Source organism: Actinomyces sp. HMSC065F12 (assembly GCF_001814535.1).
GTDB lineage: Bacteria > Actinomycetota > Actinomycetes > Actinomycetales > Actinomycetaceae > Pauljensenia > Pauljensenia radingae_A.
Genome location: NZ_KV816968.1, coordinates 136689 through 150366, shown reverse-complemented (window position 1 = coordinate 150366; position 13678 = coordinate 136689). Strand labels below are relative to the sequence as shown.

The window sequence follows — 13678 nt, the reverse complement described above, 5'->3', positions numbered from 1 at the left end:
CTCATCCTCTATTCCTGGGCGTCTGGAATCTTCAGCGTTCCGGTGCGCATGACGTCGCGGTACCACAGCGCTGAAGCCTTCGGTACTCGCTCGAGCGTGTCATAGTTGACGCGCACGATGCCGAATCGCTTCGAATATCCCAATGCCCATTCGAAATTGTCCATCAGTGACCATTCCAGGTAGCCGCGCACGCGGGCGCCCTCGTCAATTGCCTGGTGAACAGCTGCCAGATGATCACGAATGTACACCAAACGGTCGTGTGAATCGTCAACGTAGTCGTGCTCATCAGCAGCATCAGGGTAGGCGGCACCGTTCTCGGTCACCACAAGGTCAGCTCCTGCCGGCCCGGTGTATTTCTGATGTAGGTCGGTGAGCAGCAGGTACAGGTCGTGAGCGTCGACTTCCCATCCCATATCTGTCAGCGGCAAGTTGCGCGAGACTACGCGCACAGACGATGAACCGACTTCCGGGCTGGACCGCAGCACTCCCTGCGCATTCGGTGCAGGCACCGATTTCCTGTATCCATCCTCAGGTGCGGCCACTGCCATTCCGTTATAGAAGTTGACGCCCAGCACGTCGATCGGCACATGAATCGTCTCCATGTCTCCGGGGCGTACATACTGCATGATGTCGGCTTCCAGACGCATGTCTTCGACCACGTCAGCAGGGTATTCGCCGCGGAAAATGGGGTCGAGGAAGATACGGTTGTGTAGCCCGTCAATTCGTCTGGCGGCATCACGATCAGCCTCGCTATCCGGGTCAGCGGGGTGTGCGACAGTGAAGTTCAAGGTAATTCCACGCGTCGGCTCCTCACCTTTTTCATTGGCGAGGGCGTCGATGGCACGTATCGCCAGTCCGTGCGCCAACAGCAGGTGGTGCGCCGCCGCCACAGCCTCATCAGGGCTGGTGTGACCGGGTGCATGCTCACCGCATGCGTAGCTGAGGAATGACGAGCACCACGGTTCGTTCAGCGTTGTCCACACGTCCACGCGGGCGCCAAAACGGTCGTATACGGCGGCTGCGTAATCAGCGAACAGTTCGGCGGTGTGGCGGTTTGTCCAGCCGCCCTCGTCCTGCAGGACCTGCGGCAGATCCCAGTGGTAGAGCGTGAGCCACGGCTTGATTCCCGCTGCGCGTAGCTCATCGATCAGGTCACTGTAGAACGCCAGGCCTTCTTCGTTGAGAGTGTGCCCGTCAGGCATGACCCGCGCCCACGACACGGAAAATCGGTAGGTGCCGACACCGAGGTCTTTCATCAAGGCGACGTCTTCTTTCATGCGGTGGAGGTGGTCGCATGCGACGTCAATAGTGGATCCGTCGATGATGGCGCCCGGGGTTTGGCAGTGAACGTCCCAGATGGACGCAGCTTTCCCGCCCTCGTATGCGCCGCCTTCAACCTGAGCTGCCGCGGTGGCGACGCCCCATCGAAAATCTTCAGGGAAAGTGAGTGTGGTCATCCTTTGACAGCTCCTTGCATGACGCCCGAGACGAGGTGTCGTCCGGCCAGGAAGAACAGAATAATCAGTGGTGCCGTTGCCACGACGACGCCTGCCATGATCAGGGAGTAGTCCTTGAAGTAGGAGGCTTGCAGCAGTTGCAGTGCAACGGGCAGTGTTGGGTTTTTCGCGCCCAGAACGATGAACGGCCAGAAGAAGTTGGTCCATGAGCCGACGAACGTGAACAGGGCAAGCATCGCCGCGGCGGGTCGTGCAGCTGGAATCGCCACTGACCAGAACGTGCGGAACATGGAGGCGCCATCCACGCGGGCTGCCTCGATCAGTTCGTAGGGCAGTGCGTCGCGGATGTACTGCGTCATCCAGAACACGCCGAATGCGCTGACCATGCCCGGCACGATGACGGAGGCGAGTTTGCCGCTCCATCCCAGTTTTGTCATCACCATGAACAGCGGGACAACGCCCAGCTGTGCGGGCACCGCCATCGTCGCGATGATGAAGGTCAGCAGCGGTTCACGCCCGCGGAAACGCAGCTTCGAAAACGCGTAACCCGCCAGCATCGAGAAGAACACCACAGAGGCGGACGAGATCACTGCGACGATCACCGAGTTGATGAACGCCCCCCACACGTTGATGTCGGAGTTGAGGACGCGCTGAATATTCTCGATCAGGTGCCCGCCCGGAATCAGGGAGGGAATCGGATTCTTGGCAATGTCAGGCGCGGTGGACGAAGCGAGCAAAAACGCGAAGTACAGCGGGTAAGCAGAGATCAGCAGGATCACTACCAGCAGTGCGTACTTGTACCACCGCGGCCGCTGGGTCGTGCCGAAACCACGATGTTCGGGTGTGTCCGCGCGCCGGCCACGCTTTTTCCGCACAGGTTCGGAGAGCTCATGAGCAGTTGATTGAACTGACGAGGCAGCCTGGCTCTTTCCTTCCTGAGTCCGTGCCCTGATGGTGCGACGACGGTCTTGCCTGGCTCTCGCGCGCGCCGCTGCGCGCGCAGCCCTTTTGCCGCATCGCTGCTCAATCATGGCAATCGACGGCTGGTAAGCACCTTCAAGGGTACTCATGACAGGTCAGCTCCTTTCCCTGCAGAAGTTGAATGTGCCGAACGGTGATCGGAGTGTGCGGCCGAGGTGGCAACCAGTTCGTGCTGCGCACCCGATTTGTCGGAGCGATGTTGTGCTTCGACGGCGCGCCGACGCGCCTCGCGCTTCTCAGCACGGGAAACCCTCTGACCGGAGGAGGAAATTCGCTTGGTCAGGAGGAAGTTGATCGCCGCGAAGAAAACGATGATGAGGAAGAGCAGCCATGCCACGGCAGATGCCTTACCGAAGCTCTTTTGCGCGCCCCACCCGACCTGGTACAGGTACATCGTCAGGGTCAGCCACTGGTTGTCGGCGCCGCCACCACCCATCGTGTCGTACATGCGCGGCTCGTCGAAGATCTGCAGGCCGCCGATAGTGGAGGTGATGACAACGAAAATAATGGTCGACCGAAGCTGCGGGATCGTCACCGAAAAGAACTGGCGGGCCGGGCCTGCCCCGTCAACGGTTGCCGCTTCGTACAGTTCACGCGGAATCGCCTGCATGGCGGCCAGAAGAATCAGAGCGTTGTACCCCGTCCAGCGGAAATTCACCATATTCGCAATAGCGATATGGGAGGCCAGAGCGTTGGCATGCCAGCCGATCGGACTGATGCCCACCATGCCCAGCAGCGTGTTGATCATGCCTGACTGGTCAGCGAAAACTTTCGAGAAGATCAGGGCCACGGCCACAGGCGCCACAACGTAAGGCAGCAGCACACCCATGCGCCAAAATGTCTTGGCACGCAAGTTGGCATCGAGCACCCAGGCAATGAATATCGCGGCGATGATCTGCGGAATTGAGGACAGTAAGAAAATTGAGAATGTATTGCGCAGCGCGATCCAGAAGACTGAATGGTCCAGAACGGCTGCGTAGTTTTCAACTCCGTTGAACCCTTTATCCCCACCGATCAGGTGCCATTTATGGACGGACACCCAGGCTGTATAGACCAGGGGGAACAATCCGGTCACGGAGAAAACAATAAAGAATGGCGAAATGTACAGGTACGGAGAGGCTTTGTACTCGAATCTACTGAGACGATCTCGCCATGTAACGCGCGCAGTGGCAGCATCGCTCGACATGGGTTTTCCTGTGTTCTTTCAGGTAGAAAAGCACGAATGTGCAAGATGGATCCGATGAGCTGGGGACTGTGGCGGGCCCATTTTGAGCCCGCCACAGTCTCACAGTGAGGAGTTATTGAAGATCAAGCTGGTTGTATTCAGCAATAACCTTGTCCCAGGACGCCTGGGCATCATCAGTCTTGTCGACATCGACGCGCGTAATGCCGTCGGTGACCAGCGTGGTCAGAGCGAAGAAGTTGGGTCCCTTGTACGGCTGGACCGTGATCTTCTTCGACATGTCAGAGAAGATCTGCCCGATCGGAGCGTTGTTGAAGAACTCGTTGGTGTATTCGGTCAGCTCCGGAGAATCCAGTGCTTCCAGCTGCGAGGGGAAGTTGCCTTTGGTCTCAAATGCCTTGATCTGCTGTTCGGGTGCGGTCAGCCATGCTGCGAGTTCCCTGGCTTCCTCCGGGTGTGCGCCCTGCGCAGGAACAGTCAGGTAGGAGCCGCCCCAGTTGCCACCGCCACCGGGGAAGACAGGAGCCACGTCCCAGCCTTCGACGCCTTCAGCATTTCCTTCGACAACGCCGAGCATCCACGGCGGGCACAGCATCGTGGCAAAACCATCATTCTGGAATGCGTTGGTCCAGTCTTCCGACCACTGTGACAGGTGGGCAGACAGGTTATCCTCGACCGACGCCTTCAGTACCTGGTCGTACACCTTCTTGATGGTGTCGTTTTGGTCCAGCGGGATCACGGTATTGTCAGACTCTTCGAAGGGCTGTTCAACCTGGTTCAAAATACCCTGGTAGGTACCGGTTCCACCGTCAAACCACGGAATTCCGGTTGCCTCGACGAACTGTTTGCCGACTTCGAAGTACTTGTCCCAGTCGCCTTCCAGCAGCTTGGCCACCTCATTGCGATCAGTTGGCAGGCCGGCTTTTTCGAACATGTCTGCGCGGTAGCAGATGGCTTCCGGACCGGCATCCGTGCCGTATCCCATCAGCTTGCCATCTTCAGTCATCGCAGCTTCGGCCTTCCAGTCCAGCCAGCGACCCTCAACGTCAGGTGAGCTCAAATCGACGAATTCATCTGGGTACTGCTTCAGTTCGGGCCACCAGTCCACTTCGATTGCTTCGATGTCCGACAGGCCGGATCCTGCTGCCAGACGGGTGAGCATGTTGTCGTGGGCTTCGTTCGAGGTGGCCGCTTTCTTCTGCTCGACCTTGATGCCCGGATGTGACTCCATGTATTCGTCAAAGAGGTTGTCGTAGCCAAATTCGTTGAATGTTGCGACAGTCAGCGTGATGTCGCCGTCTGATCCGCCGCCAGCCTCGCCTGATGCTGAAGATTCCGATCCTCCGCCTGACGAGCAGGCTGCCAACGCAAGTGCGCCAATTGAGAACACCCCGATGGTGCCCATCATTTTTCTCGATCTCACAACTACTCCTTCGTATGTGATGGTGTCGTCCATTGCCGATGCGCATGGACCAGCGCCCTGATAAGGCCACCTTTGGGAGCGCTCTCTCATTGTGTTCACAGGCTGAGAGCGCTCTCAACAGGATGTTTCCCATCATGCCACCATAGTGAGTAGGCTGCCACCGTTAAATGGACACAATTTAGTAACACCTCTCACAAGGCGGGTGTTCAGGCTTTCGTCGGTACTTCTTGTGCCTGACGGCAACCGTTGCTCACAGTGCCACAGCTGTGGAGACCAGCGTCGCTACGGCGACGATTAACAGCAGCCCACCGAAAGTCAGTGTCAGGGTGCTGTCTTTGGCTCGAGTGGTCAATTTTCCGCCGAAGATTCCACCCACCATTGAGGCAGCCGCGAACGACAGTGTCACAACCCAATCGACGCTCACGTGAGTTCCCACCCGAGATAGCAGTCCCATCGCTGAGGCAATGATCATGATCAACAGCGACGTGCCTGACGCTTCCTTGATCGGGAATTTCAGCACCAGCACCAGCATCGGAACAACCGCGAACCCGCCGCCGACACCGAAAAAGCCAGTCAGGAAGCCTGTCAGTGTTGCCGCAGCGATCAGTGCCCAGACGTTGACGCCGTCCAGTGAGAAAAGACGACGAGGCGCGCGGGCACCCTCGTCAATACGGGTGGAGGAAGGGTCAGCATCGTCGCCATCAGCACCATCAGCGGGAGTATCGTCGAGGGCATCTGTGGACGCATCGCCGGATGACGATCCGGCACGGCGCAACACTCGCCAGATCATGAGTGTGCCCACGCACAGCAACAATGCGCCAAAACAGAGCATGAGGATGGTGCCGTCTACCAGCACGCTCAGGCGTGAACCGGCCAGGGACCCGATGCACGACAGGGCTCCGAAAATGAGCCCTTCCTTGATTCGAACCCGTCCGTGGCGCTGGTGGTCAACGATTGACACGACGGCGGTCAGAGCCACGATGACCAGCGACGACGCGGCGGCAGAATGGGGGCTCTGCCCCAGCAGATACACCAGGATCGGGACGGACAAGATGCCGCCGCCGGCGCCCAGCGCGCCCACCACGACACCCACCGCTAATCCGACTGCCAACGCTGCACCAATGCTCATCATGTCCTGCATGTTCCCTTTCGCGTGTCATTCATAATGTCGCTGGCGGGCCGGCCCGAGACAATCAGGCCCGCCATGCGCTCCAGGTCAGCGCTGATGTGTCGGTAGAAGTGCTCGTATCCGGCGCACAGATAGTTCTGCCCGTACTCTCCGTCGACCGAGCGAACGAAGCGGTCCTTCGGGCATCCGCCATAACACAGCTGCAGGTACGGGCAACGCCGGCACTGTCCGGTCAGCTCGAGGCGTTTCTTGCGTGAAAAGCGGCCCATCGTGTCAGTTCGGGCCAGGTCAGCAAACGCGTCCGATGCCACGTTTCCCACAAGCCAGTCAGGTTCAACCCAGTGGTCGCAGGCGTACACATCGCCGTTGAATTCCATGGCGAAATTGAATCCGCACTCGGGCGCATGCACGCACACCGACGCGGCACCGAAAAGCGCAGACAAGGCTGAATCGAAATCCTGGACGAAGACGCGCCCCACATCGCGCTTAACCCAGCAGTCGAAAACGGTGGAGAGGAACTGGCCGTACGCCTCAGGGTCCACGCTGCGTGATGTCACATCCGAGCCATGCTGACGGTAGAACACGCTCGGAGCGCGCTCCCCTTCGCCGCGCCAGCCGTTTTCAGCCAGATCAGCATATTCGGGGTCGACGCGCTCCACGATGGGAATGAACTGCATAAACTCAGCGCCCAGCTCATCGCGGAAGTACTCGTACACTTCGCGGGCGTGGTGTTCGTTCGCATGGTGAACGGTGCACAGGACATTGCAGCGCACACCGGCTTCCTGCAGGTATCGCCACCCTCGAATCACCATCGTGTGTGTGCCGCGGCCACCCTTATTCAGTCGGTAGGCATCGTGCAGCGCCTCAGGCCCGTCAATCGACACACCAACCAGGACGTCGTGCTTGGCCAGGAATTGCGCCCAGTCGCGGTCGATCAGAGTGGCGTTGGTCTGAATCGCGTGGACAACGCGTTGCGAGGGGCGGCGGTAATCCTCGCACAGCTGGACGGCACGTCTGAAAAAGTCGAGTCCGCGCAAGGTGGGCTCGCCACCTTGCCACAGCATCGTCACCTCGCCGTCAGCGCTGGCGGCCAGGAACTCTGCGATGTATCGCTCCAGCGTGTCCTCGCTCATGCGTTGGCGCGGCACGTCGTAGAGCAGTTCCTTCGACAGGAAGAAGCAGTACTGACAGTCGAGGTTGCACGCCGCACCAGCGGGTTTGGCAACGACGGAGAAAGGAAATCTTTCGCGTGCCAGAGGTGTCCCGTCGAGGGAAGGGGCCTCGGTGCGCACATGTGGAAACGGCAGTGTTGTCAGTGCCGGCACGGAGTCTGCTGCGGGTTCGGGATCCGGCGCTGGAGATGATCCGCGTGTCATGGATACCTCCTGCCCGTTCATCGTCAGCCGTTTTGATTCAGCGTAGTCACGGTTTTCGCTCAGGCGCCACCGCATCAAGGCCCGGGCGGGATGTCTTATGCAACGTCACATCGTGCAGTGATCGCGTCCCTGCCCGACAGTTGGCTCCCTCGTTATTGACGAGGGGCGTGCCGCATCACTGTTCGAATGCGCGCCAGCTGATCATGCAGTTCGGTGAGACGCAGGACCAGGCGGTAACGAAGCATGTTGATCGGGATTTCCCCGTACGTCCACACCTGTGTCGGTTCGGCAGCAAATTTCGTCTTGAACGTATCGAGGTGGGCGAACTGGGGAGCGTCTTCTGAGCCGATTCCCATCAGATCCAGGGTGTGGCACTTGCGTTCGCGGGCCGCCTGAATCATCTTCCACACCAAGGCGTCGGGAGCCAGTTCGCGTTTGGCCTGAGGCGTGGCAGCGGCAAAGTAGTAGGTGGCGAGGCCGTACGCATGGGTCATCATCAACCAGGCCGAAGATTGACCTTCGGGGGCGTAGATTATCAGTGTTGCCGCATCCCCCTGTGCCAATGCAGTCAGGAAGTCATGGTAGTAATCGCCCGTGAAGGTGGCGAAGTGTTCCGCGCTGCCCAGACTGTTCATGATCTCGACAAGAGGGTGGAATTCTTCGGCGCTCAAAGCGGTATAGGTGTGAATGGCACTCTGATCGATCTCGCGCAGGGCTTTCCGCACATCGCGTCGCCCTCGTTTTTTCATGCGAGCGAGCACATCGGAGTCCTCATCGCCCTTAAGGTCCAGCATCACCGTACGGTCGTAGGCCACGGCTTCGCTGCACGGCAGGCACTGCGCCTGAGGGCTCGCCACAATTCTGAGGAACGTGGCATCACTGCGTGATTTCTTGACGTACGCGGCCAGGTTATCGACCATGCGTCGTTCAACTGAGGCAGGGGGGCGCTCATTCCAGACCGGCCCGCCACGAGACCACACGAACGGTACACGATGAGTCTCATACGACTTCAAGGTTAAGACTGCTTCATAGTGCCCATCAGTCCACAGGTGACGGGACCCCTCAAAAAGGTCGCGGCCCTCATGCAGTGCGTCCACGCGATCCCATTGCACTGTCGCCTCGATCGGCACCAATGACTGCGCACGTGACAGGAATGCCTCGTATTCCTCGTCAGTCAGTGTCTGGATATGCGAATCAGCCGATACTTCCGCTGCAGTGTAAGGGTCGCGCGAAACGGGCGCACTTTTTTCTTTGCGACCCACGACGCTCACCTTCTGTGTCTGACCTACGGAGCAGGGATGATGATCCGTATCCCACCAACCGGCCATACTCGTTGGAAAAACGTCACTGTAGGAGGATCTTGCGCCGAATCTTTCGAGATCCTGAACGGACAACAACGGTTCAGTAACGAGCTGCCATTCTTCATCGTAGCATTTGGATCATCCCGAGGATCTCACTACGATCACTTGAGGCCGACACCACAAAGGCTCCAGCCTTTGACACCTCACCTTGTCGATCGGGCCGCTCGAGGGACCGTCCGTCGGGGTGAAGCTCAGATGATTGCGATGCTTCTACTTTTCCGTGCTGAACATGTAGTTCGTGGCCACCACGATCGCGCCGTAAATCAGTCCGGCGATCGGCCACACCAGCCACGAGGTTTCCCAACTGCCCAGGAATGACACCGCCAGGAAGATCGCAACGGTCAGCAGCCAGTACACTCCGCTGATCATGCCCAGAGGGCTGTGTGAGGTCTTCTTGGCCAGGTCGTACTCTTCAACCTGCAAGATGACGTTCATGCCGTTCATAACAGTCTGAACTGCAGTAATGCTGTAGGTCGCGACGGCGAAGATGATCAGGGAGAGAGCAAAGCAGATTGCCAGTATCTCGTCCCCGAACACGTCAGACAGTATGCTGCCAAGTATCAAAACCAGTAGCCCGACGATGTAGGAGATCACGGAGATCGCGACGGCACGCGAATATGTCGGCTTAAACTCCTTCTTCTGCTGCTCAGTTCGATACGTTGCGGCAATGGTGGGCGCCAGAACCTTCTTCGACATTTCCTCATACTCACCTGAGTAGGGGTTCTTCAGCATGAAGTACAGTCCGAGGCAGACCAGAATTGCCACCACTGTCAGTCCGATGGCGCCAGCGATCATCTCAACGCTCTCGCCGCGTCCGTCAGCAGCCATGCTACCGGAGACCAAAACGATTGGAGACAGGATAAATGCTGCCACTCCCAAGGCGATGGGGCGTGCCCGTTTGCGTCGATGCTCAATGAACTCGGCGGCTCGTTCAGGACTGATCTGAATCGGTGTATCAGCCAGGGTGACTGTGCGCTCGGTCGGTGCTGTCACCTGGGGATCGCCCGCCTGGCTTGCCGCTGCCGACTGGGGTGATGCGGCCTGGGTTGGAGCGGCTACTCCCATTTCTGCTGCCAACTCATCAACATCTCCGAAATCAGCGATGACCTGGGACAGTGCGTAGTGTTCGGGCAGTCCCTGCGCCAGGAGTTCGTCGTATTTGTCTTCCATCAGCTCGAGCATTTCACTGCGGGCCTGCGCGGTTTCAGGGGTGTGGGGAAGAGATGCGAACATGTAATCAAGATATTGCTCGATGGCTTTCATGGTTACTCCTCAACGAATGAATTGATCAACGAGGGTTTTGGTGTCGTTCCACTCGGAGCACTTGTCATGGTAATAGGTGCGTCCTTCTGTGGTGATATGGAGGTAAGTCCGAGGTTTTCCGCCGGTTCGGGTGCCGGGATACGAGGTCACATATCCGCCTTTTTCAAGGCGCTTGAATGCGGAGTACAACGTCGTTTCCTTCATGACGAAGTCACTGTTGCTCAGTTCGGTGATGGATTTGGATATTTCGTAGCCGTAGCTGTCCGAGTCGAGCAGAACTCGCAGAATCATCAGTTCCGTGCATCCGCGCAGAACTTCACTACTGACCATGTGGGTTCCTCCCTTTGTGATGCCGTCGCCGCACTGTTGTGGTGATGTGTATGCCCCTCAGCAAGTACTCCATGTGAAGTACTACGTCTGATGTAGTAAACACTGTACACCTACTACTACGTCACATCAAGTAGTTTGGGTCACTTCATGGTGCGGTGATTTCCGCCTTACGTGTGTTGGCAGCGACTGAGCCGAAGATCACGCGCTGCACCTCCTAGAGGCCGAAGCCGTCGACACCTCGTGCATCAGTGTCGATCGAATCGAATTCGCTCGCCCGGATTCCGTGCAATATCGACACCTCTCGCATCAGTGTTGATCATGCGACTTCCCCTCGTCCACCACTCCCATCGCGCCGAATCCTCGGCTCATTCACCCCACTCACCGTCTCTTGCGCACCTCCAACCCAGTCCCGCCGCTTCCTCGCACAAAACCCTAAATTTGACGCCTCGTTGTGCACATTCCCCTAGATCTAAGGCCACCACATGCACATTCCCCTAGATCTAAGGCGACCTCGTGCACGATGCCCTGGAAAAAAGAGAGCCTTTTCAGCACTCTTTTCCATGTGTCCACGTCAGCCGGCATTAGCTTCAGCGACGCCCGCGACAGACCTTGTTGATCTAGGGGTTTGTGCAATTTTCTGCCTAAATCTAGGGCTTCGTGCATTTTCTTCCCTTAAATCTAGGGGATTGTGCGTTTTTCTCCTCTAGATTGAGGAGATTGTGCACGCAGACGGCTGCTTGACGATCAGCGCCGACGGTCAGCGCTGGCATGGCGGATTGCGGAGGCGAGCGAAAAGTTCGGACAGTGTGCGCTACGCGCAGTGTTTAAGGCGAGCGCCGGCGTGGCGGATCAGGGGGTGCAGGGCAGATCACGCTCATCGATGTTGCTTTCATTAAAAGTTGTGCCTAACGTAACTAAGCAATTCCTAATTCACTGTTAGAAAGTGAGAGTGCGTTTATGCGCCACCTGGCGAAGACTCTGGTGACCATCAGTGCATCGATTGCGCTGATCAGTGGATGTTCCACTGGGGCCACTGACGCTGGCGAATCTGACCTGGCGACGCATCAGGATACTTCCGCCCAGCCGGCATCGGCTCAGTCCGGGCAGGTCCCACGCGACATTATCAGTGCCTACCGCAATTGGTCGATACGTCGCCAGCCATTGAGACGCACTCGGGTGAATGCCGGGGCCGTCGAGGTAACGCTCGGCATTATCCCAGTTGATGTCGTTGCCCAGTCGAACAAAGATCACGCTTCCCGGTTCGATGTGGGTGCGTTGGTCGCGTGCACAGTCTTCGAGGTCCTGCGCGGTGACCTGGGTTCTGGGTGGGACGCGACCGTTTTCTGATCGCGCGGCCACGTCGAGCAGCACGCCGGGCGCATCAATGATGGGAATGCTTTCCGCGCCTCCTTCTGAAAATCCGTCGTAATTTTCGAGGGCGTCTGCGCGAGATGAGCACCCGTAGAAGTGCAGATCGTCTGCCTGGTGGCATAGCGCGTCGATGTGTGTTCCGGCGTGCTCGTTCATGACGATCACGCCGGAGGCGCTGGAGCGCGGCAGTGTGCCGGGCTGTTCGCGCAGGGTGTCTTTGTGGCGGCGATACAGATGGTAGGAGTATCCGGGTCGGTGGGATCCCAAAACTGGCATACCGTCGAAGCGTTGCTGTTCCAGGTCAATGATCTGAGGTGTCATGTCCGCCTCCGCACTTTCGTCGGTCCACGCCGCGATATTTCAGTCCTCAAGAGTGATGACTGTGTCGAAGAGGCCCACATCTCTGAGCTCTTTGTGCGAGCGGATGCCTGTGTAGCTAAGCGATGCGTCCTCATAACGACGAAACGCGAAAACGGCCTGATTCATGTGGATCGAGTTGAATACCCCCAAGTCTACGAGGAGATGAAAATCATCAACTGTCAAACCAGTTACTGTCTTGAACAAGTCAGGCTCTATTTTTGTGATTACGTCTTGCAACGTATTTTCCCGGAAGTCTGTCAGGTACATAAATGCCGGAATGCGCGTAGCGAACTTGATGAGCTTCTCTTGAATCTGCTTGCGCTTGGACTTGTATTCCTTTTCCTCTGCTGTAAGTTCCTTTCTTTTGTCTCCTGAAAGAGTGTCGCCTTTTTGCTTCTTGGTTTTCGACACTGACTCGCTCTTGTTAACGACCGTTTCGAAGACGTCTGACCCAAGCGAGCGGAAGCCCTCGATGTTCATAATGGCTTCCATTGCGGCTTCGTTGTTCATAATCTTGCGCAACGTAGCGTTGTCTACGTTCACCAGAATCGCAGACTCCCACTTGCGCGCCAATAAGGTTGCTGACGTGCCTGACATTGCGATGTCAAGGATGCTTCCGGCATCTATTTGCGTCATATTCGCCCCGTCATAAGCGAGCACTGGAAGGAAACTCACCAACTCAGCAACGGCATTCTCCGGGTTCGACATCTGCGGATTGAGCCCAGCACCATAGTCTGCTACCTGCCGAAGAGCTCGAGTCGGTGCGAAATCGAAGACGAAAGCAACAGGCTTGAGGACTTCCTCCTTTGAGGGATTGTCGCCATTTGGGTTCTTAATGGACCACGGAGACTGCACACGAAACGCTGCCTGGAAATAAGTCTCTGGACTGGCGAGGTTACGCAACATCAAGATCGATGACCACTGCTTCACCGTGACACCGGTGGTCAGCTTTCCACAAGAAAGCGTGATCGTTTTTGTCTCGATTCCATCTCCTATTGCGCGACGTACCGGTGGAAGAGCTTCTATGCCAACACCTGCACCTTTACCTGCCACTATGAGAACGTGATAAGAATGCCAGCAAAGCATAGTGACGCCGCTCAAATTCGTTCTTTCCGTACTTTTGCTGAACCGTCGACAGCTTACGCCTAAGCACTTGCTTCAGAAAGTTGCCTTCACCACAGGCTGATTCGAGAAACCGCGAGTCAATACGTTCAGACTCCCCCTTGACCAGATCCAACATTGTATCAACAATATGCGGCGGAGTGAATACTTCGCCGTGCTCGGTCACACGTTCTTTGGACTTGACGAATATTTCCTTCTCACCCATTGGAAAGCCATTCCCCCCATTCTGCCACTCGCGGCGTGCCACACGGGACCTTACCCCCCAAGACTACCTTTTGTGACCCACGACATAGATTCTGGAAGAGCGCTACGCAATTCAGCA

12 protein-coding genes are annotated in these 13678 nt (G+C 57.3%); all 12 read right to left on the bottom strand.

Translation table 11 applies throughout. From position 1 onward, the window contains the following. Window positions 1-8: 8 nt before the first annotated feature. Window positions 9-1457, bottom strand: a complete 1449-nt coding sequence (locus tag HMPREF2975_RS04920; RefSeq protein WP_070726104.1) for a GH1 family beta-glucosidase — start codon at window positions 1455-1457, stop codon at window positions 9-11. Beyond that, entirely contained in the window at window positions 1454-2527 is a 1074-nt protein-coding gene (locus HMPREF2975_RS04915; protein ID WP_227469248.1) for a carbohydrate ABC transporter permease, read from the bottom strand. The genes HMPREF2975_RS04920 and HMPREF2975_RS04915 overlap by 4 nt, the downstream gene beginning before the upstream one ends. Continuing rightward, window positions 2524-3624: a carbohydrate ABC transporter permease gene (locus HMPREF2975_RS04910; protein WP_083314412.1), complete on the bottom strand. Its 1101-nt coding sequence runs from the start codon at window positions 3622-3624 to the stop codon at window positions 2524-2526. Before HMPREF2975_RS04910 ends, HMPREF2975_RS04915 begins: the two co-directional genes overlap by 4 nt. Before the next feature lie 112 nt (window positions 3625-3736). Beyond that, complete coding sequence (locus tag HMPREF2975_RS04905) at window positions 3737-5044, bottom strand: ABC transporter substrate-binding protein (RefSeq protein WP_227469246.1); 1308 nt, start codon at window positions 5042-5044, stop codon at window positions 3737-3739. A 250-nt stretch (window positions 5045-5294) separates the two neighbouring features. Beyond that, entirely contained in the window at window positions 5295-6176 is an 882-nt protein-coding gene (locus HMPREF2975_RS04900; RefSeq protein WP_070726193.1) for a sulfite exporter TauE/SafE family protein, read from the bottom strand. Beyond that, on the bottom strand, window positions 6173-7549 hold the full coding sequence (locus HMPREF2975_RS04895; protein WP_083314424.1) for an anaerobic sulfatase maturase: 1377 nt from the start codon (window positions 7547-7549) through the stop codon (window positions 6173-6175). Before HMPREF2975_RS04895 ends, HMPREF2975_RS04900 begins: the two co-directional genes overlap by 4 nt. 152 nt (window positions 7550-7701) lie before the next feature. Next, entirely contained in the window at window positions 7702-8811 is a 1110-nt protein-coding gene (locus HMPREF2975_RS04890; RefSeq protein ID WP_193599993.1) for a lipid II:glycine glycyltransferase FemX, read from the bottom strand. Between the two features lie 309 nt (window positions 8812-9120). Beyond that, window positions 9121-10173, bottom strand: a complete 1053-nt coding sequence (locus HMPREF2975_RS04885) for a permease prefix domain 1-containing protein (protein ID WP_070726100.1) — start codon at window positions 10171-10173, stop codon at window positions 9121-9123. 9 nt (window positions 10174-10182) lie between these two features. Continuing rightward, the gene (locus HMPREF2975_RS04880; RefSeq protein WP_070726097.1) at window positions 10183-10503 is read right to left on the bottom strand and encodes a PadR family transcriptional regulator; all 321 of its coding nucleotides are present in this window, start codon (window positions 10501-10503) and stop codon (window positions 10183-10185) included. A gap of 936 nt (window positions 10504-11439) precedes the next feature. After that, window positions 11440-12195 (bottom strand): cyclase family protein, encoded by a 756-nt coding sequence (locus tag HMPREF2975_RS04875; protein WP_070726096.1) that lies wholly within the window; start codon window positions 12193-12195, stop codon window positions 11440-11442. 39 nt (window positions 12196-12234) lie between these two features. Then, entirely contained in the window at window positions 12235-13287 is a 1053-nt protein-coding gene (locus HMPREF2975_RS04870; protein WP_227469244.1) for a hypothetical protein, read from the bottom strand. After that, window positions 13277-13561: an N-6 DNA methylase gene (locus HMPREF2975_RS04865; protein ID WP_227469241.1), complete on the bottom strand. Its 285-nt coding sequence runs from the start codon at window positions 13559-13561 to the stop codon at window positions 13277-13279. Before HMPREF2975_RS04865 ends, HMPREF2975_RS04870 begins: the two co-directional genes overlap by 11 nt. Between the last annotated feature and the right edge of the window lie 117 nt (window positions 13562-13678).

Coding starts and splice junctions, on each gene's coding strand:
- HMPREF2975_RS04875 (WP_070726096.1), bottom strand. CDS start 12,195: ATGACACCTCAGATCATTGACCTGGAACAGCAACGCTTCGACGGTATG.
- HMPREF2975_RS04865 (WP_227469241.1), bottom strand. CDS start 13,561: ATGGGTGAGAAGGAAATATTCGTCAAGTCCAAAGAACGTGTGACCGAG.
- HMPREF2975_RS04920 (WP_070726104.1), bottom strand. CDS start 1,457: ATGACCACACTCACTTTCCCTGAAGATTTTCGATGGGGCGTCGCCACC.
- HMPREF2975_RS04900 (WP_070726193.1), bottom strand. CDS start 6,176: ATGATGAGCATTGGTGCAGCGTTGGCAGTCGGATTAGCGGTGGGTGTC.
- HMPREF2975_RS04885 (WP_070726100.1), bottom strand. CDS start 10,173: ATGAAAGCCATCGAGCAATATCTTGATTACATGTTCGCATCTCTTCCC.
- HMPREF2975_RS04895 (WP_083314424.1), bottom strand. CDS start 7,549: ATGACACGCGGATCATCTCCAGCGCCGGATCCCGAACCCGCAGCAGAC.
- HMPREF2975_RS04915 (WP_227469248.1), bottom strand. CDS start 2,527: ATGAGTACCCTTGAAGGTGCTTACCAGCCGTCGATTGCCATGATTGAG.
- HMPREF2975_RS04910 (WP_083314412.1), bottom strand. CDS start 3,624: ATGTCGAGCGATGCTGCCACTGCGCGCGTTACATGGCGAGATCGTCTC.
- HMPREF2975_RS04880 (WP_070726097.1), bottom strand. CDS start 10,503: ATGGTCAGTAGTGAAGTTCTGCGCGGATGCACGGAACTGATGATTCTG.